At 45.1% G+C, this 26,524-nt stretch carries 29 protein-coding genes and 1 pseudogene; 13 read left to right on the top strand and 17 right to left on the bottom strand.

Annotated features, from left to right (window positions below; genetic code table 11):
- Positions 1-3,024, top strand: coding sequence for a UPF0182 family protein (locus D082_RS04695; RefSeq protein ID WP_038530233.1), 3,024 nt, complete (start codon positions 1-3; stop codon positions 3,022-3,024).
- Positions 3,025-3,364: 340 nt separating this feature from the next.
- Here D082_RS04695 and D082_RS04690 read toward each other — a convergent pair whose 3' ends face one another.
- On the bottom strand, positions 3,365-3,790 hold the full coding sequence (locus tag D082_RS04690) for a VOC family protein (protein ID WP_028948922.1): 426 nt from the start codon (positions 3,788-3,790) through the stop codon (positions 3,365-3,367).
- 417 nt (positions 3,791-4,207) lie between these two features.
- Between D082_RS04690 and D082_RS04685 the strand changes: the two genes are divergently transcribed.
- The gene (locus D082_RS04685) at positions 4,208-5,167 is read left to right on the top strand and encodes an ion channel (protein ID WP_238546840.1); all 960 of its coding nucleotides are present in this window, start codon (positions 4,208-4,210) and stop codon (positions 5,165-5,167) included.
- Positions 5,154-5,678: pseudogene (locus tag D082_RS04680) on the top strand (Rpn family recombination-promoting nuclease/putative transposase); the annotation flags it as partial. The gene D082_RS04685 and the pseudogene D082_RS04680, both read left to right, overlap by 14 nt.
- 192 nt (positions 5,679-5,870) lie before the next feature.
- Here D082_RS04680 and D082_RS04675 read toward each other — a convergent pair.
- Positions 5,871-7,229, bottom strand: coding sequence for an APC family permease (locus tag D082_RS04675; protein ID WP_028948919.1), 1,359 nt, complete (start codon positions 7,227-7,229; stop codon positions 5,871-5,873).
- Here D082_RS04675 and D082_RS04670 point away from each other — a divergent pair.
- On the top strand, positions 7,229-7,468 hold the full coding sequence (locus tag D082_RS04670; protein WP_081857611.1) for a type II toxin-antitoxin system YhaV family toxin: 240 nt from the start codon (positions 7,229-7,231) through the stop codon (positions 7,466-7,468). The two genes, D082_RS04675 and D082_RS04670, sit on opposite strands and share 1 nt — an antisense overlap.
- A gap of 46 nt (positions 7,469-7,514) precedes the next feature.
- Here D082_RS04670 and D082_RS04665 read toward each other — a convergent pair whose 3' ends face one another.
- Positions 7,515-7,760, bottom strand: coding sequence for a hypothetical protein (locus tag D082_RS04665; RefSeq protein WP_028948918.1), 246 nt, complete (start codon positions 7,758-7,760; stop codon positions 7,515-7,517).
- A 175-nt stretch (positions 7,761-7,935) separates the two neighbouring features.
- On the opposite strand from D082_RS04665, the gene D082_RS04660 reads away from it, so the two are divergent.
- The 5 genes from D082_RS04660 to D082_RS04640 all read left to right on the top strand — a co-directional run bounded on the left by D082_RS04660 (position 7,936) and on the right by D082_RS04640 (position 12,897).
- The gene (locus D082_RS04660; protein WP_081857610.1) at positions 7,936-9,156 is read left to right on the top strand and encodes a metal ABC transporter solute-binding protein, Zn/Mn family; all 1,221 of its coding nucleotides are present in this window, start codon (positions 7,936-7,938) and stop codon (positions 9,154-9,156) included.
- 3 nt (positions 9,157-9,159) lie between these two features.
- On the top strand, positions 9,160-9,930 hold the full coding sequence (locus D082_RS04655) for a metal ABC transporter ATP-binding protein (protein ID WP_369796136.1): 771 nt from the start codon (positions 9,160-9,162) through the stop codon (positions 9,928-9,930).
- Between the two features lie 63 nt (positions 9,931-9,993).
- Positions 9,994-10,818, top strand: a complete 825-nt coding sequence (locus tag D082_RS04650) for a metal ABC transporter permease (RefSeq protein WP_028948915.1) — start codon at positions 9,994-9,996, stop codon at positions 10,816-10,818.
- Between the two features lie 37 nt (positions 10,819-10,855).
- A complete protein-coding gene (locus tag D082_RS04645; RefSeq protein WP_028948914.1) occupies positions 10,856-11,827 on the top strand; it encodes a GTP-binding protein in 972 nt (323 codons plus the stop codon).
- Positions 11,815-12,897 carry a WD40 repeat domain-containing protein gene (locus tag D082_RS04640; protein WP_028948913.1) on the top strand — a complete coding sequence of 361 codons (1,083 nt, stop codon included), beginning with the start codon at positions 11,815-11,817 and terminating at the stop codon, positions 12,895-12,897. The genes D082_RS04645 and D082_RS04640 overlap by 13 nt, the downstream gene beginning before the upstream one ends.
- A 287-nt stretch (positions 12,898-13,184) precedes the next feature.
- Here the strand turns inward: D082_RS04640 and D082_RS04635 are convergent, their stop codons facing one another.
- A complete protein-coding gene (locus D082_RS04635; protein WP_028948912.1) occupies positions 13,185-13,592 on the bottom strand; it encodes a DUF5367 family protein in 408 nt (135 codons plus the stop codon).
- Between the two features lie 82 nt (positions 13,593-13,674).
- Here D082_RS04635 and D082_RS04630 point away from each other — a divergent pair, with 82 nt between their 5' ends.
- A complete protein-coding gene (locus D082_RS04630) occupies positions 13,675-14,235 on the top strand; it encodes a TetR/AcrR family transcriptional regulator (RefSeq protein WP_028948911.1) in 561 nt (186 codons plus the stop codon).
- Positions 14,236-14,670: 435 nt separating this feature from the next.
- On the opposite strand, the gene D082_RS18690 is transcribed toward D082_RS04630, so the two are convergent.
- Positions 14,671-14,820 carry a hypothetical protein gene (locus tag D082_RS18690; RefSeq protein ID WP_162472466.1) on the bottom strand — a complete coding sequence of 50 codons (150 nt, stop codon included), beginning with the start codon at positions 14,818-14,820 and terminating at the stop codon, positions 14,671-14,673.
- Positions 14,821-14,829: 9 nt separating this feature from the next.
- Here D082_RS18690 and D082_RS04625 point away from each other — a divergent pair, with 9 nt between their 5' ends.
- Positions 14,830-15,138: a helix-turn-helix transcriptional regulator gene (locus D082_RS04625; RefSeq protein ID WP_238546839.1), complete on the top strand. Its 309-nt coding sequence runs from the start codon at positions 14,830-14,832 to the stop codon at positions 15,136-15,138.
- A gap of 151 nt (positions 15,139-15,289) precedes the next feature.
- Here the strand turns inward: D082_RS04625 and D082_RS04620 are convergent, their stop codons facing one another.
- Together D082_RS04620 and D082_RS04615 are read right to left on the bottom strand one after the other, a co-directional pair.
- Positions 15,290-15,970: an alpha/beta fold hydrolase gene (locus tag D082_RS04620; RefSeq protein ID WP_028948910.1), complete on the bottom strand. Its 681-nt coding sequence runs from the start codon at positions 15,968-15,970 to the stop codon at positions 15,290-15,292.
- Between the two features lie 357 nt (positions 15,971-16,327).
- Positions 16,328-16,879 (bottom strand): carboxymuconolactone decarboxylase family protein, encoded by a 552-nt coding sequence (locus D082_RS04615; protein ID WP_028948909.1) that lies wholly within the window; start codon positions 16,877-16,879, stop codon positions 16,328-16,330.
- A 101-nt stretch (positions 16,880-16,980) separates the two neighbouring features.
- Between D082_RS04615 and D082_RS04610 the strand changes: the two genes are divergently transcribed.
- Positions 16,981-17,331 (top strand): helix-turn-helix domain-containing protein, encoded by a 351-nt coding sequence (locus D082_RS04610; protein WP_051738677.1) that lies wholly within the window; start codon positions 16,981-16,983, stop codon positions 17,329-17,331.
- Between the two features lie 217 nt (positions 17,332-17,548).
- Here D082_RS04610 and D082_RS04605 read toward each other — a convergent pair whose 3' ends face one another.
- Together D082_RS04605 and D082_RS04600 are read right to left on the bottom strand one after the other, a co-directional pair.
- Complete coding sequence (locus D082_RS04605) at positions 17,549-18,043, bottom strand: GNAT family N-acetyltransferase (RefSeq protein WP_028948907.1); 495 nt, start codon at positions 18,041-18,043, stop codon at positions 17,549-17,551.
- A gap of 322 nt (positions 18,044-18,365) precedes the next feature.
- Positions 18,366-19,568 (bottom strand): RNA-guided endonuclease TnpB family protein, encoded by a 1,203-nt coding sequence (locus tag D082_RS04600; protein WP_038530224.1) that lies wholly within the window; start codon positions 19,566-19,568, stop codon positions 18,366-18,368.
- A gap of 51 nt (positions 19,569-19,619) precedes the next feature.
- On the opposite strand from D082_RS04600, the gene tnpA reads away from it, so the two are divergent.
- Positions 19,620-20,021, top strand: coding sequence for an IS200/IS605 family transposase (gene tnpA / locus D082_RS04595; RefSeq protein ID WP_028948880.1), 402 nt, complete (start codon positions 19,620-19,622; stop codon positions 20,019-20,021).
- Here the strand turns inward: tnpA and D082_RS18950 are convergent.
- The 8 genes from D082_RS18950 to D082_RS04560 all read right to left on the bottom strand — a co-directional run bounded on the left by D082_RS18950 (position 19,984) and on the right by D082_RS04560 (position 26,524).
- Complete coding sequence (locus D082_RS18950; RefSeq protein ID WP_038530218.1) at positions 19,984-20,310, bottom strand: type III-B CRISPR module-associated Cmr3 family protein; 327 nt, start codon at positions 20,308-20,310, stop codon at positions 19,984-19,986. The genes tnpA and D082_RS18950 overlap by 38 nt on opposite strands.
- A 647-nt stretch (positions 20,311-20,957) precedes the next feature.
- Positions 20,958-22,220, bottom strand: a complete 1,263-nt coding sequence (csx2, locus tag D082_RS04585; RefSeq protein WP_028948927.1) for a TIGR02221 family CRISPR-associated protein — start codon at positions 22,218-22,220, stop codon at positions 20,958-20,960.
- A 69-nt stretch (positions 22,221-22,289) separates the two neighbouring features.
- On the bottom strand, positions 22,290-23,366 hold the full coding sequence (locus D082_RS04580; RefSeq protein ID WP_028948928.1) for a putative CRISPR-associated protein: 1,077 nt from the start codon (positions 23,364-23,366) through the stop codon (positions 22,290-22,292).
- 17 nt (positions 23,367-23,383) lie between these two features.
- Positions 23,384-23,515, bottom strand: a complete 132-nt coding sequence (locus D082_RS19280; protein ID WP_255356935.1) for a hypothetical protein — start codon at positions 23,513-23,515, stop codon at positions 23,384-23,386.
- A gap of 17 nt (positions 23,516-23,532) precedes the next feature.
- Positions 23,533-23,922 (bottom strand): DUF6516 family protein, encoded by a 390-nt coding sequence (locus D082_RS04575; RefSeq protein WP_028948929.1) that lies wholly within the window; start codon positions 23,920-23,922, stop codon positions 23,533-23,535.
- Positions 23,919-24,218 (bottom strand): hypothetical protein, encoded by a 300-nt coding sequence (locus tag D082_RS04570; protein WP_028948930.1) that lies wholly within the window; start codon positions 24,216-24,218, stop codon positions 23,919-23,921. The genes D082_RS04575 and D082_RS04570 overlap by 4 nt, the downstream gene beginning before the upstream one ends.
- 140 nt (positions 24,219-24,358) lie before the next feature.
- The gene (locus tag D082_RS04565) at positions 24,359-26,035 is read right to left on the bottom strand and encodes a hypothetical protein (protein WP_028948931.1); all 1,677 of its coding nucleotides are present in this window, start codon (positions 26,033-26,035) and stop codon (positions 24,359-24,361) included.
- A gap of 93 nt (positions 26,036-26,128) precedes the next feature.
- The gene (locus D082_RS04560; protein ID WP_028948932.1) at positions 26,129-26,524 is read right to left on the bottom strand and encodes a hypothetical protein; all 396 of its coding nucleotides are present in this window, start codon (positions 26,522-26,524) and stop codon (positions 26,129-26,131) included.

The following is a 26,524-nucleotide window of genomic DNA, read 5'->3' as shown; positions in this document are numbered from 1 at the left end:
ATGCAACGGTGGTTCAAAGGGGCGATCGCCGTAGCCATTGCCCTGGTCTGCTTAGAGGTTATTGCCCGCATCTATGTGGAAAATCTCTGGTTTCAGGAGTTACACTTCCAGTCTGTTTTCTGGAAGCGAGTCCAGTGGCAGGGGAGCATTGCCCTAATTGCTGGAGCCATTTCCTGGGGTTTTGTTGTCCTCCAAGTAAGAATAGCTAAGCGCTTAGCCCACAGGGAAGCAGCAGTCCTCAGCGCCACCGTTGCCCAATCAACTCCCATTCTTATGCCTGTAGCGGCGGGTTCCCGATACCTGCCTATTCCCGAACCACTGATGGGCCGCAAAGCCCATTCCCGCCCCTTATTCCTGCCCATATTATTACCCCTCATTACCGGCCTCCAATTAATTCTAGTGGCTCTGGTGATGTACTACGTTTTCATTACTATCCAGGTTTGGACCCCTGACTATACTCTGCCGAACATCACTCCAGCGGTCCCCCAACCCTTTCATATCCGCTTACTGTTCGTCAATTTCAGCAATTTGCCAGCTCAATTGGCAGCTACGGCCCTGGCTGGCACTTTGACGCTCATTGGGCTCTTGCGGGGCCCCAGACTGTTACCGGGCCTGGTTTTCCTACTGAGTGCCGTGTGGGGAATGTTGCTTTCGGGCAACTGGTTCCGCTTACTACTTTCGGTCAATGGTCAACCTTTCAATGCCATTGATCCCCAATTTCACCGGGATATTAGCTTTTACATTTTCCATCTCCCCCTCTGGCAATTGCTGGAGAGTTGGTGGCGGGGGCTATTTCTGTTCAGTTTGTTGGGGGTAACCCTGATCATTCTCAAGTCCGGCAATAGTTTATCAGAAGGGAAGTTTCGGGGTTTTTCTCCGGCCCAGCTCAGGCATCTAAGTGGTTTAGGCTCTGCGGTGGCCCTAACTTTAGCGGTGGAACATTGGCTCAAACGTTATGGTTATCTTTTTTCCAACCATGGGGTGGTTTACGGTGCTAACTACACCGATGTCCATTGGCGTTTACCGGTGGAAACAGGCTTAGCGATTTTCACCACGGCGATCGCCGTTTGGTTGGCTTGGTTAAGTATCAAAGGTTGGCCGGTAGCCAAGGCCACTTCCCCGCAACGGATACGATTGCCTCTGATCACCCTCTGGTTACCCGTTTCCCTCTATTTTTTAACCCTACTCTTGCAAAATCTGGGCGGTTGGGCGATCGAGCTATTGGTGGTGCAACCGAATCAACTGACTAGGGAAAGGCCCTATCTAGCCCGTAACATTACCGCCACCAGGGAAGCGTTTAACCTACAGATTATCCAGCCCACCACCCTCACCGGTCGGGGTCAACTCACCGAAGCTAGCTTACAAAAAAATCGAGTTACCCTAGACAATATTCGCCTCTGGGACCCCATTCCCCTACTGAAAACCAATCGGCAACTACAACAAATTCGTCTTTACTACAAATTCGTCGATGCTGACCTAGACCGCTACACCATCAAAGTCCAGAAACAAGATAGCAGTACGGTCTCGATGGCGAAACAACAGACCCTCATTGCCCCCAGGGAACTGGATTACACCGCTGTGCCAGAAAAAGCCCAAACCTGGGTGAACAGACATTTGGTCTATACCCATGGCTACGGTTTTACCCTTTCCCCTGTCAATTTAGTCGATCAAGGCGGGCTTCCTTACTACTTTGTCAAGGATATTGGTACAGACCAAAATGAAGGTGCCCTACGCACATCCAGTGAATTAATTCGCACCAGCATTCCCATCGGTAAACCCCGCATTTATTTTGGCGAAATTACCGATAACTACATCATGACCAACACTGCCATTCCTGAACTGGATTTTCCCAGCGGGGAGGAAAATGTTTACAACTTTTACGACGGTCGGGGCGGTATTTTTCTCAATTCTCCCATCAGAAAATTATTATTTGCGGTTTATTTGCGAGACTGGCAAATGTTATTTACGGAAAACTTTAAACCCGACACGAGAGTCTTATTTCGCCGCAACATTAATCGTCGTATCCGTCACATTGCTCCTTTTTTACGTTTTGACCGAGATCCATACCTTGTCACAGCAACGGTGCCTGGGGAAGGCCATTCCACCCTTTACTGGCTCATTGATGCCTACACCACCAGCAATTATTATCCCTATTCTGATCCGGGGGAGGGAGAAGTTAATCAACCGGCACGGAACTTTAATTACATTCGTAATTCCGTCAAAATTGTGGTGGATGCTTACAACGGAGACGTGCGTTTTTTTGCCATTGATAAACAAGATCCACTAATTAATGCGTGGCAAAAAATATTTCCTGAGTTATTTTTGCCCTTTAGCGCCATGCCCGCCACCTTAAAAAGTCATATTCGCTATCCGGTGGATATGTTTAGCACCCAATCGGAGCGTTTGTTGACCTACCACATGGAAGACATTGACGTGTTCTATAACCGGGAAGACCAATGGCGGATTCCCCAGGAAACCTATGCCGATGAGCAACAGCCCATTGCCCCCTATTACTTGATTATGAAATTGGCGGGAATTAATGCTAAAGAAGAAGAATTTGTTCTTTCCCAGGTTTACACTCCCAACGCCAGGAATAACCTCATTGCGCTACTCTTTGCCCGGTGTGACGAACAAAATTACGGTAAATTGTTGCTTTATACCTTACCCAAAGAACGACTGGTTTATGGCCCAGAACAAATTGAAGCCTTAGTCAACCAAGACCCAGTTATTTCCGAACGTATTAGCCTCTGGAATCGTCGGGGTTCAAGGGCAATCCAGGGTAATTTGCTAGTAATTCCCATTGAAGAATCCTTGTTATACGTTGAACCTATTTATCTGGAAGCAGAGAAAAATAGCCTGCCCACCCTCGCCAGGGTGGTGGTGGTTTATGGCAATCAAATTGTCATGGCAGACAGCTTAGATGAAGCTATAGATGCTATTTTTGATCCAGAATTACTCGAGGGGGAAGCAATTATTCGCCCCCTTGATGGCGTAGTTGATGGTTTAAATAACCAATTTGATTAGGAGGTGGGCGGTTTTATTAGAAAATTGTTATTATAGTCACTTCAAATAATTTTCGAGACCGCTAAGAGTCCATTTATAAAGTGAAAGAAGCACAAGAGGAAGAAAGACGACGAAGCATAATGCGAGTCATAACAGCATATAGTCATTTCAAATAATTTCGAGACTGCTTAAATCTTTATTGACAAGCTTTTCGGTGAATTTGACTGCCTCAGTCTTACTAAAAACGACTATAAATTCCGTTGATGGTCATCCGATAATCTGGCGGGCACAGGGGCCAGCATTTTCCTCGGCGCACCGCGTAGCGGATCTCTGCGAGATCGCCGTTTTTTGCCTGGGCTATCTAGTCAGCAAGGGCTTCCTCGCTGGTTAATCCAATTTCTTGACCATAGGAGACTTCTAGGGTGTGTCCATCAGGATCATTGATAAAAGCCCAATAACCAACAGGATAGCCAGAATCTGTGGCATCTTTAGCCAATATTCCTTCCTGTCTAGCTTGTTCGCATAAGCAATCAACTTCGCTCTTATCCTTGCAAGCAATGCCTAGGTGTGCAAAAGGGCCTAGGATGGGGGTTGGATTTTCGTCTTGGACTAACACTAAAACGAAAGGACGAGTTTTATCAGACAGCCAAACAACTCGTTTACCAGTATCTTTATCTAATCGCTCATGCACTACGGACATGTTGGCATAGCGGTTGTAAAAACTAATGCTCAAGTCAATATTTTTTGCAGATAGAGCAATGTGTGTGAAACCAAAGTCTTCTTTCATGTTTTTTTCGAAATTAGCCTAACGGTGAAGTTATAGCCACCGTCAATCTGGCTTGATTAGCGCGACAGTAAATCGTAGCTTGACCTTCAATCCAGTTAGTTGATTCCAAATTCTTTTGATACTAACAAAATCACGTAGATGAGAGGACTAACTAAGGATTATACAGAAACTTTCTGTATATCTACTTCCAAAAGCGTGTTAGGCAGATTAAGGCACTGTAAAGAGCACTAACCTGGATCAGTCTGTAACCAATCTTTACGAAACTGTAACTCCATCCGAGTAAATCCATGGTTAGGCGATCGCCATTAACCCTTTGTAATTGTTGCCAAAGTTCTCGACCTTCAGGCTTACTGAGCTACTAACGGGCGCACTGCATAGCAGATCTCTAGGCGATCGCTTATTGTAAAGGTGATTTAAATGAATGATGGCTGGAAAATATTGATGAAATTTCCCTTTCCTTGGCGTTGGCGTAAATCCCATGGACTAAAGCCGACTCCTTATGCAAATCCAATCCGCCACCAGCGTCCGATTCGATCAGGGAATCCTAGGCATAGAGAATCCCAGGCAATGAAGACAGATCTATATCATTGGTTACTCGTACTTTCTTGGCCAAAATTTTTGGCGACTGTCGGCTTTTTTTATTTTGGTTTAAATGTCTTTTTTGCTCTAGTTTTTTCCTTAATTGGAGACGGTATTGCTAATGCTAAACCTGGATCATTTTTAGATCTATTTTTTTTTAGTATTCAAACTCTTTCAACGGTGGGATATGGTTCTATGTATCCCCAAACTGTGCTCGCTCACATCGTTGTCAGTGTGGAAATTTTTGTTGGATTGATCAGCCTGGCTATTTTAACGGGATTAATGTTTTCACGTTTTGCCAAACCCACCTCCAGGGTCTTATTTAGTGAAGTTGCTGTGGTTTGCCCCTTTGAAAATATCCCAACATTAATGTTTCGCGCTGCTAATCAAAGGGATAATCGTATTTTAGAAGCCCAAATTAGAGTCAGTTTAGTTCGCGATGAGCAAAGCCAAGAAGGACATAAAATGCGCCGTTTTTATGATTTAAACTTATTACGTTCTCACACTCCAGTTTTCGGTTTAAGTTGGTTAGTTATGCATCCTATAGACAGTAATAGCCCACTTTATGGGGTTTTGGAAGCAACAAATAAACAACTAAGATTAGAACTTTGGATTAGTTTCACCGGCTTAGATGAAAGTTTTTCTCAAACCATTCACAGTCGTTACGTTTATGAGGAGGCAGATATTCGTTGGCAGCATCGTTTTGTGGATATTTTTCATCAAACCCCAGAAGGTCAATGGTTTATCAATATGGACAATTTTCATTTAACAGAACCTTATGGCCTTGAAACCCAGTAGTAATGACTTGGTTTATCAGGACAGTTTTCAAGTGGGGGAGACTGTACATCGTTATCAAGCGATTCGGCTTTGGGAGCAACCATCAGAGGTATTTCTTCAGAGTCCAGGGTTATTGCCCCTAGCAGTATTGACGCAGACCTCTGACCCCGCATTAAAATTAAGGGAAGTGGCGACTGCGTTGGAAAAGATTGAGGATAATCGAGTTAAGGCAAATCTGATGGCAGCAACTTCTGTTTTTGGAGGAATTCTGCTGAGCCCTGAGTTTATTAGAACAATTTTAAGGAGTGAAATCATGAAGGAATTCGCTGTCTATCAAGAAATCTTACGGGAAGGGGAACAACGGGGCTTACTCAAGGGCAAACTGGAAGGGAAACTAGAAGGTCGGCTGGAGGCAAAGCTGGAAACCATACCCCTGCTGAAAAAATTGGGCCTTACGATCGCCGAAATTGCCAAGGAGTTAGATATTGATGTTGAACTGGTTAATAAATTCGTTGCTGATCAAAATAATTAAAATTTGAGGTACCTATCCGTAGTAACTTTAACGATGCTGATGCCCGATGATAAGCATTCCAGATTTAAACAGCTTGCGGAGTCTAGGGGACGCCCCCTAGAGGGAAATACCATACGTTAAGAATGCGGGCAGAGACTGGCAAGACCTCCCCTCAACTTTCCCTAGAAAGCAGACTCGATTTTTCTCCAATTTTCAGGGGTGGCCACCGCCTTGGCGAGCAATTATTCCAATGCCCAGAACCATTAGAACAAAGAAAATCAACACTGTATTGATCAAGTCCCCTTGATTTAGCCCACTTAAAAAAGCAATGGTGGCAGTTGCTAATAGTAGAATTGTTGCAATACCAAGTATTAAAATGGAATGGGAAAGGATACCACGGCGATAGTGGTCTCGCAGTAGGGAAATGGAAACAAGACTATAGACCAACAACAATGCCAAAGTCCCAAAAGTACCACAAATATCGTTAATGTCGTTGGGTTTTAACCCCGTTGCCAACAGGACCAAAGTACCCAGAATACAAATCCCTAATCCTAGTTTTAAGGAGCCTATCGGAGTGTGGAAATCAGGATGAATTGTGGTGCTGAATGGAGGAAGAATTTTTTCTTTCCCTAAACTTAAGCCAACCCTAGCCAGGGCACTGAATGCCCCTAAACTCGCACTTAAAAAACAAACACAAGCGCTAAAACTAATCACCACCGCCGCCGTCGGAATTTGCAAAAAATCTCCGAGACTAACGAGGGGACTAGCTGAGTTGAGAATATTGCTGGGAGCTGCTTTAAAACCTAGTCCTAAAACATAAGCCCAAACTAAAAATAGTCCCCCTGGGAGCAAAGTAGCAATCCGTAGAGCTTTAGGAATATCCCTGAGGGGATGGAGAGATTCACGTCCTAGGGTAGCTGCACTTTCAAATCCCACAAAACTCAAAAAAGCAATCATTAAGCCCGAACGTACTTGGTTGCCTGTGGCGCTGGTGAGTTGAAATTCTGACAAATCAAATTTAATACTATGGTGGAATAAAATAATGCTACATAGCCAGAAAATTATAATAATTGAAAGACTTTCTAAAACTAACATCATTCCATTGGATACTCGCACATCCCGTGACACCAGCCACCAAATTATTCCCCCCAAAAGCACAACAAAAAACCACAGAGGAAATTTGAGTCCGGCCATCCCCATCAGAATTGCAAAACTTTGACTGGCCATGGCTAGCAGTAGTATGCCAAAGCCGCCATAGGCCAGTAAGAGCAACCAGCCCGTTAACCGTGCAAAAGTTACTCCCAAACCCTGCAGAACATAGGCAGCTAAGCCCGCTGTCCCCGCTTCCTGCTTAGCAAAGGTGATCAGCACCTGGGACACTAACAAAATACAAAGGCAGGCAATCAGGTAAGTGAGCCAACTACTGTTCCCGGAACTGAGATAGACCTGGGGAATGTTGATCACAGCGGTTATGGTTGGCCCCACAACGGCGATCGCCTGGGTGGTAACCTGAATTAATCCCAAACAGCGGTTAAGTTGGGGAGCAGAAGAAAAATTAGTCAGGGTTTTCATTGGGGTTAATAATAATCAAAAATGTTATTTTAGAGCTAATATTTTTTCGCTACCACCAAGAAAGTAAAATAATTCTTTTGGCTTGGGTTAATGATGAAAACTTGAAACGAGCCTATGAAAGCAGTACAGATGCCTGTAAAGTCTTTAGGAAAATGCTGGAAAGCGGTCATCCCCCTGATGATTGGAGTGATTTACTGATAGAAGCTATAGTCATTTCAAATAATTTCGAGACTGCTTAAGTCTTTATTGACAAGCTTTTCGGTGAATTCGACTGCCTCAGTCCTACTAGAAACGACTATAAAAGTGTTGACGATTGTTTACAAAAGATTGTTGAAGTTGAGTTTTAACCTTAATAACCTGACTGCTAAGCCGTGACCATTCTTGAAAAGTTGCGGCTTTTTGCGGACCATAGCTACTCAACTGGGCTAAATATTGCTCACTGTCCCCTTCCCCAAACCTGTAGGAAACTTTAGCAATTTCGAGGCGTTGCTTATCCCGCTTGGTGATCGCCAAATCAATGAACTTCTGCAAGGTTTCGGGTATAGATATGGATGGTGATAATGATTATCCTCACGCTCAACAGAAAAACATCCCAGGGGTGAACCTAGGGAAAAATCAAGGACACTGTTTTGGATTCCGTCTTTGATTTCCCCTTTGAAAATTACTGTGGTAGTATCAAAATGATAATCATTCTCATTTTTTATCCATGGCTCCCAGTTTCCCGTCCTTAAGATTCCCAGATGGTCACAAGATAGGCAAAGCTGCGGGATTCCGGGGCCGGATCAACCAAGAAAAGGTGGTGCTAGAAACCCTGACCAGCTTGACTCAAATTTTTCCTATCCGCAAAACCATACTATTTGTTGTTTCTTCCCTGGCGATCGCCATTACGGGTTGTGGCCAGGCCGTGAGGGAAACCGACAGCCCCCAAGCGGAAACTCCAGCCACCGATTTGATCGTAATGACCACAATTTTACCCATCACTCAATTTACCAATGCTGTGGTAGGCGATCGGGCCGAGGTAATTCCTTTAATGCCAACCAACGTTGATCCCCATGACTTTCAGGCTAGTCCCGCCGACGTCAGGAATCTAGCCAATTCTAGTGTTTTAGTAAAAAATGGCTTAGAAATGGAGTTCTTTTTGGAGGACCTAATCGCCAATGCCGAAAACGGTGAGCTGGTGGTGATTGATTCTAGTCAAGGCATTGCCGTTCTGGAGAATCAAGAGGAAGAACACCATGGTCACGGTCACAGTCATAGCCACGGTCACGATCACGATGAGCATGGGGAGCACAGTGAAGCCGACCACCATCACCAGCATGGCCAATACAATCCCCACATTTGGCTTGATCCCAAGCGCGCTATCCAGCAGGTGCAAAACATTAGAGATGGGCTAATTGCAGTGGATCCGGCGGGAGCAGACATTTACACCGCCAACGCCGCTAAATTTATCGCCGAACTAGAAGCCCTAGATGGGGAAATTACCGATAAGCTAGCCCCCTTTGCAGGGAAAACCTTTGTGGCATTCCATGATTTTGCCCCCTACTTTGCCCAGAGTTACGCTTTAGAAGCAGAGTTTCTGGTGGATGTGCCGGCGGATAAACCAGCCCCAGGGGATATCAAACGGGTGATGGATACGGTGAAAGCCTCTAATCTGAAAACCATTCTGACCGAGCCCAGTGCTGGAGAAGATAGCTTGGGGGCGATCGCCAAGGATATGGGGATTCAGGTCAGTATTTTTAATCCCATAGAAGTTGGGGGCCCCGAAGCGGTTAACCCGGAGTATTACCTGGCTACCATGCGTAGTAACGTCAGCAACCTTGCTTCATCCTTTAGTGCATCGACCAATACATCACCCCAGTCATGGTTCCTGCTGGGGCCTCTGCAGCCTGTGGCCATGGCTCCCCAAAGGTTAGGAGTCCGGTTTTAGGAGGTGAGCTTGAGAAATGAAGTTTTGGTGGTGGAAGGACTGACGGTTTACCGAGATACCTACCCTGCGGTGCAGGATGTTTCCTTTGCCCTCAAAGAAGGTACAGATACCGCCATTGTGGGCCCCAACGGAGCCGGTAAAAGCACTCTAATCCAAGCTATTTTGGGGGTTTTACCACGGCACGAAGGCCATGTATTGGTATTAGGACAGCCCCTGGGCCGTCGGGGAACACTACCCCCCCAAGTTCGACAACAGATCGCCTATCTGCCCCAAAACTTTCTCTTTGACCGCCGTATTCCCATCACCGTCAATGAATTGGTGGCCCTGGGGTGGGATGAATTAGGCTTAAAACTTCCTTGGGCTAACCGTCACAAACGTCGCTTGGCGGTTCACCGGGCCCTAGATCTTGTGGATGCTCTCCATTTGGGCCCCCAACCCATTAGCAACCTTTCTGGGGGGGAAATTAAACGGGCATTGTTGGCCTATTGTGTGGTACGCCCCCGCCGTCTGTTAATTCTGGATGAAGCCCCCGCCGGGCTGGATATCCACAGTGAATCAGAGTTTTATCGCCTTATTTATCAACTGAAACGGGAACAGGGATGGGCTGTTTTGCAAATTTCCCACAACCTGGACATGGTGCGAAAAAACTGTGACCGGGTGCTCTGCCTCAACCGAGTAATCCGCTGTCAGGGAACTCCGGATTATGCCCTTTCCCCCGATAACCTGGTGGCGGTATACGGATCAGAGTTTGTGCGCTACCGCCATCACCATTGATCGATATAAGGAACGGTCCTTGCCAACCCTCACAAACACCTCTTCTAACTAAATCTATCCACTATGCAGTCCCTCGCTGAGAACCTAAATCTATTCCATTTTCCCTTTATGCAACGGGCCCTGTTGGGGGGAATTCTGACGGGATTGATGGGGGGATTGATGGGGAGTTTTACCGTTTTGCGCCAATTATCCTTTTTTAGTGATGCGTTGGGCCATTCAGCTTTGTTGGGGATCAGTTTTGGCTTGTTGCTGGGTCTGACTCCTTCCTCCATGCTTTTGCCTTTTTCCGTGGTGTTTGCCCTGGGGGTCAATTACCTGTTGGAAAATACTCGCCTCTGGACGGACGCTTTGCTCAATATTGTCTATTCTTCTTCCCTGGCGATCGGAATTATTTTACTAACCTTTGTGGGCCAATATAAGGGAGGCATCAATAGTATTTTGTTTGGCGATATTTTAGCCATGGATCAGGGAGATTTATTGGTGGGAACTGCCCTGTTGGTGGTCTGTGTCCTATTTGTGGGGCTAACGCTACAATCCCAAACTTTGCTGACTCTCCATGAACCCCTAGCCATTGCCCAAGGAATTTCTGCCCCGGCCCACCGACGGGCTTTTATTATCCTGCTGTCTTTGGTGGTGGGTACTTCCATTAAGGCGATCGGGGTGTTACTAATTAGTGCTTTTGTTGTTATTCCCGCCTGTGCTGCCCGTTTACTCAGTCGGACTTTTACCACCTATCTATTGCTAGCCGCCGGCCTGGGGGCACTGAGTTCAGCAGGGGGAATGCTGGTTTCCGCTGCGTTTAATTTACCCTCTGGCCCCAGCATTGTGACCACCCAGTTGGCGATTTTTCTGGTGGCAATGGCTTTGCCTCGATTGCGTATAATATGAGAATGATTTTCATTATTAAAAAATAGAATTTTAACCTATGGTGACAACCGAGACAATAACAACGGTTCCCGTTACCCTGTTGACGGGCTATTTGGGCGCGGGTAAAACCACCCTGCTTAACCGTATCCTCACCCATGAACATGGCCAGAAGGTGGCGGTCATTGTTAATGAATTTGGGGAGGTGGGCATTGACAATCAACTGGTTATTAATGCCGATGAAGAAATTTTTGAGATGAACAACGGTTGTATTTGCTGTACGGTGCGGGGGGACTTGATTCGGATTATCGGTAATCTGATGAAGCGACGGGACAAGTTTGATCATCTGGTGATTGAAACAACGGGCTTGGCCGATCCGGCTCCGGTAATTCAAACGTTTTTTATGGATGAGGATGTGCAGACCCAGACCCATCTGGATTCTGTGGTGACGGTGGTGGATGCTAAGCATATCTGGCAGCATTGGGAGGCGGAGGAAGCCCAGGAACAAATTGCCTTTGCCGATGTGCTACTGCTTAATAAAACCGATCTTGTTACAGAGGATCAATTAGACGAACTGGAGGAACGGATTCGCGGCATGAATGCCCTGGCCAAGATTTACCGCACCCGTAACGCCGAACTGGAAATGGATGCCCTGTTGGGTATTCGTGCCTTTGACCTGGGGCGGGCCTTGGAGATTGACCCGGAAATTTTAAACGAAACTGCCCACGAACATGATCAAACTGTCGGTTCGGTGGCGATCGTGGAATCTGGTGAATTAGATGCTAATAGGTTGGATGCTTGGCTGGGTCAGTTGCTGCAAACCCAAGGGCCAGATATTTTTCGGATGAAAGGCATTCTCACCATTGCGGGGGAAGACCAACGCTTTGTTTTTCAGGGGGTTCACATGCTGTTTGATGGCCGGGCCGATCGCCTTTGGCAACCGGGGGAACAGCGCAAAAATGAACTGGTTTTCATTGGTCGCAACCTGAATGAAGCCCAACTGAGAGAGGATTTTCGGGCATGTCTCGTCTAAAAAACCGGCACTCCGATCAGTTTGAACCCCACTGGCAAGGCACCCTGGCGGATTATGTGACGGCGATCGCCTACAGTCCCGATGGCAAAATCCTCGCGGCCAGTTCTGGGGCCGGGGAGGTGGTGTTATTAGCCATTAACGGTTTAGAAAGACAAAATTTACAGCCAGTGATGGGGAAATCCGTGGATTGTCTGGCATTTTCCCCGGATGGTCAATATCTTGCCACGGGGGGACAAGATGGACACGTTAATATTTGGCAGATTACCCCCGCTGGCCCTGAACGGATCGCCACCCTGGGCAATGGCACCACTTGGATAGATCATTTGGCATGGAGTCCCACCCAAAATCTCCTGGCCTTTAGCCAGGGAAAAATTGTCCAGATTTGGGACGCAAACCTCCGGGATGTGGTCGCCACTTTGAAGTTTGAGGCCTCTTCTGTTTTGGCCCTGGCCTGGCAACCCGATGGCAAAGGATTAAGTGTCGGGGGCTACCAGGGGGTGAAAGTCTGGACAGCAGAGGACTGGAGCGATGACCCTTCTGTCTTAACCATTCCCTCCGCCACTCTGGCGATCGCCTGGTCGTCTGATGGTAAATACATTGCCTCTGGCAACCTGGATCGCACCATCGCCCTATGGGAGTGGGACAACCCTGACCCCTGGGTAATGAGCGGCTTTCCGGGTAAAATTCGTCACCTTGCCTGGTCAGATAGGCTTACCAACATGGAGGCTCCATTCCTCGTATCCGCCAGTGGGGAAGACCTGGTGGTCTGGGAAAAACAAGCAGACGAGGCCCTCGGCTGGGAAGGTCGCGTTCTTGTCGGGCATCAAGAAACCATCCAATCCATCGGCTTTCAACCCCATAGCCTATTATTGGCTTCGGCTGGGGCAGACGGTTGTGTCCATTTATGGAAAAAGGCTAAACGCCAGGCTCAAAATTTTCGGGGAGCCTCTCAGGGCTTTGCCTGTCTATCCTGGCATCCCCAAGGGCACCAACTGGCCGCCGGGGGACAAAAAGGAGAACTATTCCTCTGGACAAAAACCAGACGGGGAGAGGGTTTTGGGCAACGTTAGTCTGAACAAAGCGATTTTCCCTTAAAATTTACCCAAAAATATCAAAGTTTTAACCAAGGCAGAATTTATTGATTTTGAGAAAACCCATTGGTCAGAGAATACTTCTATTGGTTTTATTTTCACAATGGGAACGGTTATTGGTTTTTTGGTTGGTGTGGTTATTGTCTATCAAATTTTATCGGGAGATGTTCCAGAACATACCGCTGAATACGTCACCCTCAAGGCAATGGATTAGTGATTGAAGGTTGGTAATTTTCATGGGATGCAACTTGAATCAACCTTATCCCTTAATGATTCTTGGCAGGTGATTGCACATCTTTGGTCGCCATGAACCAAGCAAAGCCCAGCAAGATTGAGTACCCAGAAAATAAGAACGCTGCGTAGCGTCCAGCGGTTTCGGGGTGCATGTTGCTCATCAAGTCACTAAAGCCGGCCAAAATGGGAATTTCCCCTAGCATTCCAGGCAACGCAATACAGATTGCGCCCTGCAACCATTCTTTGGTTTTAATGCGCCGCCACCGCATCAGCCCGACAAAGACCAGCGTGTATAGCCCGCCAGTGCTGGCAACGTTGAACCAGTATTCCATAATCGAGCGCTCAAAGAAGACTGAACCCACCTGCCGATAGGCCACAGTGGCCGCCGCCCAAATGCCAAAACCCACCAACACGAAGCTCAAGCGATCTTTTCTGTTCATGGTGTTTACCTGTAAAACGGTGTTAATGTAATGATTACTACGTTAATCATAAATGTAATAGCTATTACGTTAATTGTCAACAATGAGTCGTCCCACCGAACCCCAAAAGAAAGCCGAGTTGCTCGAAAAGTGCTTGGAGATGGCCATTGAGGCGGGAGCACTGGATACTAGCATTAACACGATCGCCAAACGCATCGGCACCAGTGGGCGTATGCTGGTCTATCACTTTGGATCGAAGCAAGAGCTAGAGCGCCAGATAATCGCCCGGTTAGAGGTACGTCTGCGTGAACAGCTACAGTCACTACAAAACACCGCCGTAGCAGATGCTGATACCGTTGCTGAGTCACTATTGACGATGTGGGAGCAATTTACCGCCCCAGAGATGCAGGGCTGGTTGAAGTTGACAATGGATCTCAACCTGCGGGCCATGCAAGGGGATGTCGAAACTCAGCAATTTCTAGACCGGGAAACCCGGCAGTGGATTGATTCTCTAACAGCTCTGACGGGGGATGAAGCATTGGCACGATCACTGTTTCACTTATTTCAGGGAGCCACCCTCGACTTTTTGACCACGGGCAATGCACAGCGAGGTGAGCAGAGCATCCAGTCATTTTTAGCTCCTGTGAGAAGTGCCACGGCGTAATCTTTGGCATAGCAAGCTTAACTTTAGCCAGAATGCGACTACATGCCAAAAAGAATAAATATGGCATTTCTACGGATTTCCATCCCAGTAAAAGTGTAGATACCCAAAGCTGAAATACGACTACCGGAAAGTGCAAAAGCAAGGAACTTAAACCCAAGCCCCCATTAAACAAGAATTGAAAATTGGCCGAGGGGCATCCGGTCGATAAAGCTCACGATATGCCCAATTGGTTGCCGGGGGTCACTGAGAATCCTGGGCCCTATGCTTGCATCAGCGATGGGATTATGTCACCTTCACGGAAATGGATGAGGATGTGGTCGTCACAGGGATCCAAAAGTTGGCCTCTCTTTTCCAATAGCTTCCCGTCTCAGGATTAAAAGCTTGCCAGATGCACTGAGGAATCGCCACTTCCCAGCAACGGAATTTTCCCTAGAACTATAGTTGAGCCGCAGTAGCTTCGGTTTGTGCCCAGAAGGCATCCATTAACGGCTGACCGACTTGCAACATTGCTGCTCTGAGTATGGCCATGAGCACATCATGACCGGGCCAATTGTTGGGCAGGGGCACCTGATCGGGACAATTCACTTTGCCCGGATGTCCGGAACTCCAGCCTCTAGTACCAAGGATTTAGCGGACCTAGGAGCGGTGTGCAGTCATGTTTCGGTCTGTCTGGCGGCATTGCGGCGATCGCCTGCATATTCATTGCCCGATAATTCATTGGCAAAACAACTCACGCCCCGCGAGCGGCAAATCGCTGACCTGGTAGCCAAAGGCTTGACGAATGTCGAAGTTGGTACAGAACTATGGATTACGCAAAACACCGTCAAGCAAGCATTAAAGCGCATGTTTCGAAAGCTAGAGGTATTAGCCCGAGCGGAGTTGGTGGCAAAGTTACGTGATTGAGCATGATTGTTTGCAAGGTGCTTTCGTCAGTCTCGGCTCTAGTGCTGAATCAATAAGGCCTCAATCAGTTGTTGGGCACTTTCCAACCGCTGTGGATTCTCTACAAACAGCTTTGCTTAATCTGCTGTACTAGACTTGTTCGATTGCATTTTTATTGACTACTGGTTGTTGCTTCCCTGATTACTCCCAGAACTTCTTTTGGATGCGAAATCATAGGAAAATGGCTTGACTCCACCGTAACTGTTTTTGCATTCATTCGCCGAGACATATCACACTGCAAATCAGGCGGAACTGCTTTATCTTTTGTCGCTAAAATATACCAGCTTGGTTTATTTTTCCAAGCGGGCAAACTTGCCTTTACTTCCGTTAATGATGTAGATGGTGTTGTTTGAGTCACATAGATTAATGCCTTTCTTTCTTCTGAAAGATCACTTGCCAAAACTTCATCAATACCTTCTTTAGAAATCCAAACAAAATCATTTTTCTCTTGAAAATGTGGCGAAGGTGAGCCATATTTACTCATAAGATCAACCATGGATTCACCAGCATCAGGAGCAAGCGCTGCGATATACACCAAACCAGCAACTCGTTCGTCATTGCCAACTGTAGTAATGACAAAACCACCCCATGAATGACCAACCAAAATACAATTTCCCTCAATGCGATCCAGAGCACGTTTCGTTGCAGCTACATCATCTTCTAGAGAGATAAGTGAATTTTGGACAGCGATAACCTGATAATCTTCCGCTAAAAGGAGTGGGATGAGATCACTATAACAAGAGGCATCCGCCCAAAAACCATGAACTAGTAGAATATTTCTGACTTTGCTCATAAGTATTTCCACAAATATTAAATCCGTTATAAAGCATTTTTGAATAGAGTTTCAAAAAGCGGTCAAATGGTAAAATTCACCCACCGTCATTGACTTTGGGTGATAAGAATAGTTTAACTCACAGTCGGGTGCAGTGATTTGTTATGCTTCTTTTCGGATAAGCGATCAGAACCCCAAAACTCCGCCAAGAATCATCGTCATCTACATGACTTTCATTAAATCAAGAAATTTACGAAATTGCAAAAACTGTGATAATTATGTTGGACATGAGTTTGAAGTAACCTTCAGAGTATTTTAATGAGACTGTAAAGATAATTTCAAAACTACTTGCCCCAAAAAGATAGATCTATCCCATGATTACTTCCTAGGTTTTTTCCAACGAAGATTTTCTACCTGTGGATCAATGGGTGTTTCAGCGATAGAGTTTGTGTAGTTGCTCATGACTTTAATTGCAATACCAAGAATTACTTCTAACGCTTGCTGATGGCTGTAACCAGCCGAGAAAAAAATTTCTATGTCATTCCCACTCGCTTTACCTCGTTCTGTAATTAAGGTTCGAGTAAATCGTCTTAGACTTTCAAGCTTGCTATCTGAAAGTCCAGAACCATCCCGCAGAGCTTCAATCTCAACTTCTGGCATCCCTGATATCTGAGCCAGTTTTGTGTGCCAAGGAATACAATATTCGCATTCATTCTCAAAATTAGCTGTCTGGTAAACTACTTGACGCTCGATTGGTGTTAGGCTCGTTGTGTCAAACAAATTCCATAGATGGGTATATCCTGCCAATAAAGCTGGTGCTTCAGCCATAACCCTTTCCAAATTTGGGATCATGTCAAACTCATTCTTGACCTGTGTCAAAATAGGCTTAGATGCTTCTGGAGCGGAACTTTCATCGTGAACTTTGAACATTTTCTACATCCTTGTAATTTCATGAAAGCTAGTATAGAAATCGCCCAATACTTTGACAAGTAAGCACTTTTTAGTAACATAGATACTTTTTGGTAATAAATATGAAGTCTAAAGAAGTAGAAGATGTAAAAATAGGGAGCCAGGATTCTTCTAGCTTAATTTCCATATTTGAAGACTGCCTTGGTTGCAAGTGGACAATATCAATTCTTGTCAGTATTTCTGATGGTTTTAATCGTCCGGGAATTTTATTAAAGAAGAATCAAGGACTATCTACTAAAGTTTTGAATGAATGTTTAAGAAGATTGGTCGAATACAAAATTCTTCAGAAATTCACCTATCCTGAAACTCCGCCTCGGGTTGAATATTTTCTTACTAGTTTTGGTCAAGAAATTACTGATATTTTAATAAGGATAAGGCAGTTGCAGAATGAATTTCAAAACATATCTCAGTGATTCTTATTCCTAAAGCATATAGTTGATTTAATTGAAAGTACGATACTGACCGGAGCTAAAAAGCTGTTTGGTAAAGGCCTTAGCCGATATCAGCCCTAACCATCGAATGATGTTAGGTATTTCGCTAGGGGCAGAGTGGTCGGATGTTGCCAGTCAATTACCGCTGAGGGAGAGAGATGGTTTGCCAAATGGTTAGACTCTGGAGAGAGAAGAAGAGTCATGGGAGTTTAGTTTCGTTCAGATCAAGTTGCATCAGATTGCTGTCGATAAAGCCCAAGCGCTGGTAAAGCGGGCGAGCCTTGGGGGCAGCATTTAGCACTACTCTAGTGCAGCCGATGCCGCGCAAATGCTCCACTGTGAGCTGGGTTAGTCGGGTGGCAATGCCCCGATGGCGGTAGTCAGGCTCCACGTAGATACCCCATATATAGCCGTACTGGCGATCACTGTAAGAAAAAATCCAGGGATAAAGCCCATCAAAGCGCTGCCCTCCGGCCGAGCCAACAATAGTCCCTGCTACTTCTGCCACAAAGGCCTGATAGTGCAGGTGCTGACGGGCCTGGGCGATAAACTCGGTGGAGAGGGTGGCCCACTGTGGCTTAGTCACCGCATCGGCTATACCTAGGTCGCGCCACAGGTGGTAAAAGTGCTCGGCAATCACCCCGTCATCCTGGGGGATAGCGGCTCGAAAGTTGACGTTAGAGGATGTCTCCATGGGGGGGATATAGTGAGTATCGGCTGGAAAAATATGACTTCCTTTACTGGAGTGTCAGGTATCAGGATAGTTGTCCGCCTTATGCCACCACTCACTGGCAGGTTTGTGACCCAGGGTCACTATATCTAAATTAACCTAGGAGAACGCTGATAATGTTTGAGACTGTTTTACACGAAAGTAGTTACCGCCATACATAATCATTAATTAGCTTGGAGGCATAATGTTTTTGTTGGGCAATCTGACTACGGATTATACAGAGAATTAACAATAGATATAAAACTTTGGTATTTGACATCCTCCCTAGGCTAAAGGCGAAGGATTCCTACGAAGCAAACAGATTTAACTGAATAGCTTTTCGGTGGGTTGACGCTTCACAGGATGCCGCTACCGAAGTAGTCTGATGGTTTCCTCCACGTCCGTTTTGGGTCTCCGAATGTCCTCCGGCGACCAGTATATTTGTTGCGGCATTAATATCTCTGTCGTGGTTTGCCCCACAGAAAAGGCAAGTCCATTCACGGATATTTAACTCTTTTTTGCCGCCAATTTCACCACAACAGGAACAACGTTGAGAAGTCGGTTCCCAACGAGAGATGATCCGAAAGTCCCTACCATACATTTCTGCTTTGGCTTCTAACATAGTGCGAAAGCTACGCCAACCAAGGTCAGAAATGGCACGGGAAAGACAACGATTTTTCATCATCCCGGCGGTGTTTAAATCCTCCAAAATCACCGTTTTGTTTTCACGGATCAATCTGGTGGACAATTTATGCAAAAAATCGGTGCGGGTATCTTTTACCTTTGCATGAACTTTTGCAACCCTTAACCGTGCCTTTTCCCGTCGTTTACTGCCCTTTTGTTTACGGGCAAGATTGCGCTGGCACTTCCTGAGTCGGTTTAACTTCGCCTTTAAGGGCTTGGGGGATTTAATCTTTTCCCCTGTACTTAAAGTGGCAAAGTCAATGATGCCCAGGTCAATCCCTACAGACTGCCCATTGTCGGACAACTGTTCTGGGTTAACTTCAACAACAAAGCTCAAAAAGTACCGATTAGTCGCATCTTTGATTACCGTTACTGAACTAGGTTTTGATGGGAAAGGACGACTCCACACCACATCAAGAAATCCAATTTTGGCAAGGTAAATTCTGTCATTGTCTTTGAGGGTAAATCCTGAGTTAACAAAAGTAGCAGATTGTTTTGATCTTCGACTCTTGAACTTAGGGGGATTAACCTTTTTGCTCCTGCGTTTCCCTTTAACAGAATCAAAGAAGTTTTTATAGGCTGTACTGAGATTCCTAATGGACTGTTGCAATGGAACAGCCGAAACATCAGTCAACCATTTTCTTTGCTCCGTTTGCTTGCACTCCGTCAATCTTTTAGACAGAACATTGTACGAGGGTAATTTCTCTGAATCTTTGCAAAAAGCTAAAGCATCATTCCAGACTACACGGACACAACCGAACAACTGAGCTAAACTCTGTCGCTGTTGGTCTGTTGGGTAGAAACGGTATTGATATCTTAACTTCATTGCTTGAGCTAAAATGGGTATGTATCTAATTTTAGCTTAGACAACCCCAAAATGACAACTAATTTGCGTAGGGAGAGAAACAGTGTATCTAGCTTAAAAATTCACTTGGTTTTTGTCACCAAGTATCGTCGTCAAGTCCTAACTTCAGAAGGGCTTGCTATACTAGAAAAGTCGTTTAATGATGTCGCAAAGAAGATGAATTTCCAAGTGATTGAATTTAATGGCGAGTCAGATCATGTTCACGCTTTAATTGAGTTTCCACCTAAGCTATCTGTGTCGCAAATAGTCAACGCCTTAAAAGGTGTCTCTAGTCGTCGATATGGACAAGCGAACCTCCCTAAACCCTATGGCAAAGATTCTTTGTGGAGTCCTTCTTATTTCGCTTCTACTGTTGGTGGTGCTCCTATCGAAATGCTTAGACTCTACATACAAAACCAACTAAAGCCCTCCTGAAGGAGGGGGTTTTAAACCCATTTTTCTGATAACCTTGTAAAAAAACTTTACCAACAACGTAACCAAGTTTTTGTTTCCCTAGCGAAAGTGTGTCGCCGTTCAAATTTATGTGCTCCACCATCAGGAGGAATAGGAAAGAGATTGTGCTGGCGATCGCCAACGACCAATGTTCCTTTAAACGGATGCCATTTTCGACAAAATAACCGTCTGCATCCTTCACCTGACGAGTGCCCGATTCCATGGCATTATGGGGACGACTTTCCGCTACCCAAGGTTTATAGTCGATCAAAGTAAGATTAAGACGACTAAAGCCTTTACCAAAGAGCCTTTTAGCTCCGGTCAGTGTCTTACTTTCAATTAAATCAACTATATCTTCTCCTCCATGTTGTCAAAGCTAATCATCCTCGGCGATCGCCCCTGTTTATAGGTAACGTTAAATTGGGTTAGTTGTTTAGTTTGGAAAAAGGTCACTTTGCCCAGTAATGCCAACAATCAACCCACTAGGGTAAAGAGAATGCTAATAATCCAGCCCGTTAGACTGCTAGCCCTGGCTTCAATGGAGCTAAATAGCTTACCTGAATTATTTATCTTCGGATCAGAATAAATTACCTGTGAAGATTTATGGGCGGAGACGGCCAAATTTTAACTAATTCTTGACCCAATCAGTAGCTGGGGAGAATTTCTCCGCACGCAAGGCGCTAATTTTAGGTTTCTAACAAATCTGATTTAATCCAATTGATGGAGTACGAAGTAAGACATCGAGGGCTGTAACATAACCAATCGGTTTCGGGTCAATCATCAGAGCTTTAGTAGAGAAAAATTCAGCCAAATGAACAGCAAAGATAGGGACGGTGATATTAAGGATAAGCCAAAATCAAAGACTGAGGAAGAGCTGACGGAAAAGAATAGTAAAAATAAAGGCTATGATCAAATAGTTTACGAAGGTTCGTCAACTGAGGAAGAATTATCAGAAATCAGAAAAGTTTCTGCTAGGCTTTGTAACCTAGGAAAAATTTTGTTGGCTAGATCCATCAAATTCTTTGCTGATTTAGGATTTTTATTCATGCCTACATGGGCTAGATCATTACGAATTTCTGATAGCTTTCCCCGCAAATCGCTCAATTCCCTATAATCGGGCAAGGCTTGAAAAGCTTGGTCAAACTCAGAAGATTTTTGAGGCTGTTTTTTTTGCAAAATTGCTGACCCGTTGTTAAGGGCAAATCCCACTTGCTGGCGATTGTCTAGGAGATGATTTGAGCCCAAACGATAAGCCACAACGGAAATCAACCATTCCCCAGCTAGAGTCATCGCCTGCATCACCTGGCCCCGCTTCATATACCAATCAATCATCTGAAACTGAAGCCAAAGATTACGGCTCAAGTTTTCGGAATCCAGGGAGTCTGACAAGGCAAATTGACCGTATTCGTCTAAAAGCTGTCTGGCAATCAAAGTGAATGGTTTGGCCCGTTGATCAAAGCTAGCATCGGCTTTATTTAAAATTTTTTCTAGTCTTACTGTTAGTTTTAATGTTTCTAAGGGGCGAACTAAGGCGATCGCCTGGGAAATTTCACCAATAATTTTTGAAGCGTGGTCAAGTTGTCTTGCCAAAGGACGGACAGCCGGATCATTTGCCCTTTCTATGCCAGGAATAGCATTCTTCAAAAGTTCTGCCAAAGGTAAACCGTCCCCCACTTTCACAAAGCGATCAGTGGCGGCAATCCAATCCAGCATACCGACAAATTCGGAAAGATCAATAACGGGGGCAGGATTATCCTTTGCTTCTCGCAACTCCAAGGCTCCATAATAGATAGCTTGGATCTCAATATTTTTAGCAGCTTTTAGATAAGCAGCAAAAAGGAAGACTAAAAATGGCAGAGAACGTAGCCCATGGGTTATGTCAAAAATAACCCGGTCTCCTTCGTTAATCTGGGCAGTAATAAGTTGAAAAGTTTGCCACATTTCCTCAGTGGTATATCCAGTGGGAATGTGAACAGGTTGAATGCGAGGGTCATTATAAGCGGCAAGAATAGGATAACTATTTTCTTTTGCTTTGTCGGTTACACAGACTAGCATGGCATCATAGGTACAAAATTGATGCAACGCCTCGGCAAAAACCTGTCCACGATAGTTTTTACCCTGGTGCTGATAGATTGTGTCTAGCCCTCCCCGATCGCCGAGGAAAGTAATAATTTTAATCATGGTGGAGGAACTTAAAACTGATTGCCTTTAGGTTACCGCGTTATTCAAGCAAGACAAACAAGTAACAAACTATTGCAAAAGTGGTTTGATGAAACGCTCAGCAAATTGCAAAGTTTGAGCCTGTCCCCTTGCCGTTGTACGGATGGTTAAGTTTGTGGCTTTCTCATTATCAGCCCATAAAACACGAATAGTTCCATCATCAAAGACATTTTTGATGCGTCGATTTGTTGTATTTTCAAAATGACCTCCTATGATTTCTTCAACAGCCGATAAAGAAGCCACGGTTTCTGCAAACTCCCTAGTTCCCCTGGGATAGTGATGTCTTACCCTTGTCAGAGAATTTGATATTTTATCTACTGTCGGAATATCCGATGGTGGTGGTTCCCCAACTGGAATTTGCCTTTGCTGTTGTACGCGTTGCCAAAGAATATCTCCAGCGGCCGAAAGAAAAATTTCATTGCTATTATCATTTTCATTGGGAAAAAGCAATAGCTGTTCTATGGCAATCCTATCTGATGGCTGAATGCTTTGTAGTCGTTGCCAAACTAACTGCATAGAACGGGGTTCTTCATCAATCCAGGTAAAAAAATGATCATACTGAATTAGTAAGCCTAGGTTCCAAGTAATTGGCAACGGAGGGAAAGTAACCGGTTTTTGAAAATTTTGATAGATATATTTGACTGGAATTTGAAAAATAGTTCCTACCATTGTTGTGTAGGCAATTTGTGCTTTAAAACCTCCAGTGGCATTGATCATGACATCCTTACCTTCCCGCTGTCCCGTCGTAATTTCATCAATAAGGGTATTGACTAGGTTACGAAGACCATGACGCTCAAATTGGGACTCGTTTTCTTCAAGTTCTAGTTGCCGTAGGCTTACATTGTTCCATCCGTTGCTCTGGAGATAGTTTTTTATTTGCTGAGCACAGCGGGAGCCGTCTGGGGTGGCAGTGTGGAGGAGTGAAACAAAATCGTTAGGTTCAACAATTTTCAGCAATGAATTGGTCTCTGCTGATGCAGCTTCCGAACCAGCAATCTCGAAGTAATGGCGCAGTTCATTATCAGTGATTTCAGCTTTGTTTTTCCCATATTGCTTGGCAGCATTTGTAAGCAAAGATGTCCCTGTTGTTGTTATTAGTAGTTTCATGGTGAATAACAGGTTGATTAAATCACATTTTTAGTTCTCCGTACTCCTGGCCTATGACGGCGATCGCCAGGGGCATACCAGTGTTTTTCGACGGGATTACCCTTCTTCAGAAGACTAGTACCAATGCTGGAAACAATAACGCGGGACATAGGTAGAAATTAAAATATTAACTGGAAGTTATCTGAGCAGAAATCATGCTAAGAATTTCTTGAATATCAACAGGTTCATGGGGGAAAACCAAGTTTTTGATCCCATCATGCAGATGGTGGGGATAGGTAATAATTTCATGGTGATGGGCTGCATTATCCCAACGTTTTATCAATTGCCCATCTTTGGTTTGCCAATGAAAACTATATTTAATAGCATTAATTTTATCGAACTTAATAGTAAAAAATTCAAATAGCTCTAATAAACTTTCGTCGGATAATGTTAGACGATATCGCCATAATCCTCTATCGGCTAAGGTTTCTTCTCGAATGAGGGAAAGGTCAACAACAACAGGGCAAAGCGCAATCACCGATTTGATCCAAGCCAGATAGTCATCAGCATTCCTCATAATACTTGTTGCAATTTTTCAATCTTATGGGAAACTTCTTTTCTCAACTGACAGAGTCCAAACCATTCAAAAAAGTTCATTTCATCATCCAATTCTCCCGAGTCAAATTGTTGTTCAAACTCATCAGAATTAAGATTGTATTCCTGCTCAAATTTTTCTATGTCAGCATTATAAACAGATAATTTTTGGTAATATCGAGTCAACATTACCTGTAAAAGTTGACCTAGGATACGGTCTAGTTCGGATTGATCAACGCAGTTCTCCTTTAATAATTCAAGTTTTTCTAAGGTGTTCATAGTCGTGTCATTAGATTAGGTTTTAATTGGGTTCCGTTCCCCAGGTATATTTTAGGCCTTGTTTTTTTAAAGCATTGACGAAAGGAAGTAGTTGATCAACTCCATTACGCCTCCAAGGATGGCGATCGCCAGCTCAATTCTCAATTGGGCCAGAGCAGTTGAAACTTTTCATGGGCTGTCAGAAAATCAACGAAGTCCCTGGAGGCAGGGCTGTCATCGGGAAAAATAGTTAAAAATTCTAGATAATTTGCAGTTTCTTGGGGGGCTCTACCATTAGGTGCTGCTGGATCTGGGATGACTTTTACCACAGGGTACATGCGATGCCATATACGGCCAATTTGACTCATCCTCCCCGTAACTGATGTCCTATAAATACTGCCTTGGGTGGTTCCTAATGAAGAATTAGCCTCTCGATAAGGGCCATGAAACCATTCGATCGCCTCGGAATAATCTCCATCAGTTAGACAACCAAAAATTTTAACTTTTTCAGGATGCCAAGCTTCTCGCCAATTACGGGCATAGTTATTTGGATTGACGGGGAATCCCTTTAACTCTAACCAAGTGCTGGCTATGGTTTGCACCTCTGCCAAAAACTTGGACAAATGCTCGGGCCTACGGACCTTCACATCCCGCATTAATGCTTGGGTGCCCTGCCATTCCCACTGACAACCAATCAATCCTTTAGGCCCTGGGTTATAGTACTCCTCATAAAACAAGCGATGATCTACCCGTCGCCAAGACCGACCAAATCCCCCCAGAATCATGGCAAATCGGGTTAGGTAAGCAATCAAATTCAGCAAAGCTTTTTGATGATCCAAAGGCAAGGACTTCTGGGTTAAAAACCAATTTAATTTTCCTTCTACTTCATAGGTCGGCACTTTCCACGTGCCCTGGCCAAAAGTACCCAGCTCTAATTCAGTCGTCTCAAACCCCATGGTGAGTAATCCTACAACTCCGCCATCCCTTTGCGTGTCACCAAATAATTGACCCACCGCTTTTTCGGCATTTTCGGCATTGGTTAAGCCACCAAAAATTCTTAGAGCATGGCCCCGAATTGCCGCCCGAAAAATATTAGGACGAAATTCCGCAGAACCGTCCAAAAGTTTTGGGGCGATACCTTGACCTTTTAATTGAGTTTGATAAAGAGGTTTGACTGCACTAGTTTTTGGTTGGCCATAACCCGCACTTACTCGACAGCCAATGCCGGTAGTGAGGGCCTTTTCCCAGAGTTGCCAGATGATGTCCCATTCTTCCTCGGGCAAAGTAATAGTACTGGAAATACCAAAGCGCAACTCCGGTTGATAGAGGGACATCAAGGCAAAAGCACTGCCCGGCCTTTCTGAACTTTGCACCTGCCATCCTTGCTGGGGATGAACAATGTCAACCAATTTTTCTTGCCAACTTTTATCGGTGGGATAGCCTCCATGGAAGCGTAGAATTCCCGGCTCCATATCTTTACTGCTGGTTTGTTTACCGCAGTACCGTTCCCTTTGACTGAGATTACAGACCCGCCGAAATGCCCCCTTCATGCTACTGCCGGGATAAAAGGGCACTCCCTGGGCCCCCATCACTGGACGAATCACCCCGTCATCCTGCCCACCATTGGTGACAAAGCGCCAACCGATTTCATAGGTTTTGGTTTGCACTTGGGCACTGAACTGGGGGGGGATGTCATCGGCTCGTTCCACCCATTCCTTTGCCCAGCGGTCAATGTCGCTATCATCCTTGTTGTTGATGTAATTTAGTTGGCATCGTCCCCCTACTTGGGCCCGAAACATCATCGGGATTTTAGTATGGGGGTCAGTTATGTTAACCATGACATCAGGCTCCAAATAATTTGCGGGCAATTGACGACGATCGCCATTGATTGTGAAGGGAAAAAATCAGTTCTATTGGCAACCAACGGGCGGTTAATCTTTATAGCGTTGAGTCCACCAAACAATGGCATCACACAACTGGGCTAGCACTGCTAGAATCACCCGCTGATCTTCTAGGGGAATTTTCCAAAGTTTTTCACTCATGGCTTGTACTGCCTGGGTGTTGTCGGCTTTCACTGCATCATTGGGTAGGGTAATGCCTGCTTTATCGACAATTTTGACCAATGCCGCCCAGGTATCCTTCCAAAAAGCTGCCTTATCTGGGTCCTGTTTCGCTAAACGCAATTGTTCTCCCCAGAAGCGTTCCAGCCCGTAGGCGATCGCCATGCGCATTTTGTAAGCTTGATTGAGGGAATCGGAGTTCCTTTTTTTTGCTGTTAGCACCAGATTCTGGGCTTGTTGATCCAAGTCGTAAGTTTTCCAAGCCAT

The organism is Synechocystis sp. PCC 6714, from assembly GCF_000478825.2.
GTDB lineage: Bacteria > Cyanobacteriota > Cyanobacteriia > Cyanobacteriales > Microcystaceae > Synechocystis.
This window is presented reverse-complemented; position numbering and strand designations above follow the sequence as displayed.

What these genes read in the sequence shown, in the direction of transcription:
- D082_RS04695 (WP_038530233.1), top strand. Translation starts at nt 1, where the DNA reads ATGCAACGGTGGTTCAAAGGGGCGATCGCCGTAGCCATTGCCCTGGTC.
- D082_RS04690 (WP_028948922.1), bottom strand. Translation starts at nt 3,790, where the DNA reads ATGAAAGAAGACTTTGGTTTCACACACATTGCTCTATCTGCAAAAAAT.
- D082_RS04685 (WP_238546840.1), top strand. Translation starts at nt 4,208, where the DNA reads ATGAATGATGGCTGGAAAATATTGATGAAATTTCCCTTTCCTTGGCGT.
- D082_RS04675 (WP_028948919.1), bottom strand. Translation starts at nt 7,229, where the DNA reads ATGAAAACCCTGACTAATTTTTCTTCTGCTCCCCAACTTAACCGCTGT.
- D082_RS04660 (WP_081857610.1), top strand. Translation starts at nt 7,936, where the DNA reads ATGGCTCCCAGTTTCCCGTCCTTAAGATTCCCAGATGGTCACAAGATA.
- D082_RS04650 (WP_028948915.1), top strand. Translation starts at nt 9,994, where the DNA reads ATGCAGTCCCTCGCTGAGAACCTAAATCTATTCCATTTTCCCTTTATG.
- D082_RS04645 (WP_028948914.1), top strand. Translation starts at nt 10,856, where the DNA reads ATGGTGACAACCGAGACAATAACAACGGTTCCCGTTACCCTGTTGACG.
- D082_RS04640 (WP_028948913.1), top strand. Translation starts at nt 11,815, where the DNA reads ATGTCTCGTCTAAAAAACCGGCACTCCGATCAGTTTGAACCCCACTGG.
- D082_RS04635 (WP_028948912.1), bottom strand. Translation starts at nt 13,592, where the DNA reads ATGAACAGAAAAGATCGCTTGAGCTTCGTGTTGGTGGGTTTTGGCATT.
- D082_RS04630 (WP_028948911.1), top strand. Translation starts at nt 13,675, where the DNA reads ATGAGTCGTCCCACCGAACCCCAAAAGAAAGCCGAGTTGCTCGAAAAG.
- D082_RS04625 (WP_238546839.1), top strand. Translation starts at nt 14,830, where the DNA reads ATGTCCGGAACTCCAGCCTCTAGTACCAAGGATTTAGCGGACCTAGGA.
- D082_RS04620 (WP_028948910.1), bottom strand. Translation starts at nt 15,970, where the DNA reads ATGAGCAAAGTCAGAAATATTCTACTAGTTCATGGTTTTTGGGCGGAT.
- D082_RS04615 (WP_028948909.1), bottom strand. Translation starts at nt 16,879, where the DNA reads ATGTTCAAAGTTCACGATGAAAGTTCCGCTCCAGAAGCATCTAAGCCT.
- D082_RS04610 (WP_051738677.1), top strand. Translation starts at nt 16,981, where the DNA reads ATGAAGTCTAAAGAAGTAGAAGATGTAAAAATAGGGAGCCAGGATTCT.
- D082_RS04605 (WP_028948907.1), bottom strand. Translation starts at nt 18,043, where the DNA reads ATGGAGACATCCTCTAACGTCAACTTTCGAGCCGCTATCCCCCAGGAT.
- D082_RS04600 (WP_038530224.1), bottom strand. Translation starts at nt 19,568, where the DNA reads ATGAAGTTAAGATATCAATACCGTTTCTACCCAACAGACCAACAGCGA.
- tnpA (WP_028948880.1), top strand. Translation starts at nt 19,620, where the DNA reads ATGACAACTAATTTGCGTAGGGAGAGAAACAGTGTATCTAGCTTAAAA.
- csx2 (WP_028948927.1), bottom strand. Translation starts at nt 22,220, where the DNA reads ATGATTAAAATTATTACTTTCCTCGGCGATCGGGGAGGGCTAGACACA.
- D082_RS04580 (WP_028948928.1), bottom strand. Translation starts at nt 23,366, where the DNA reads ATGAAACTACTAATAACAACAACAGGGACATCTTTGCTTACAAATGCT.
- D082_RS19280 (WP_255356935.1), bottom strand. Translation starts at nt 23,515, where the DNA reads ATGTCCCGCGTTATTGTTTCCAGCATTGGTACTAGTCTTCTGAAGAAG.
- D082_RS04575 (WP_028948929.1), bottom strand. Translation starts at nt 23,922, where the DNA reads ATGAGGAATGCTGATGACTATCTGGCTTGGATCAAATCGGTGATTGCG.
- D082_RS04570 (WP_028948930.1), bottom strand. Translation starts at nt 24,218, where the DNA reads ATGAACACCTTAGAAAAACTTGAATTATTAAAGGAGAACTGCGTTGAT.
- D082_RS04565 (WP_028948931.1), bottom strand. Translation starts at nt 26,035, where the DNA reads ATGGTTAACATAACTGACCCCCATACTAAAATCCCGATGATGTTTCGG.
- D082_RS04560 (WP_028948932.1), bottom strand. Translation starts at nt 26,524, where the DNA reads ATGGCTTGGAAAACTTACGACTTGGATCAACAAGCCCAGAATCTGGTG.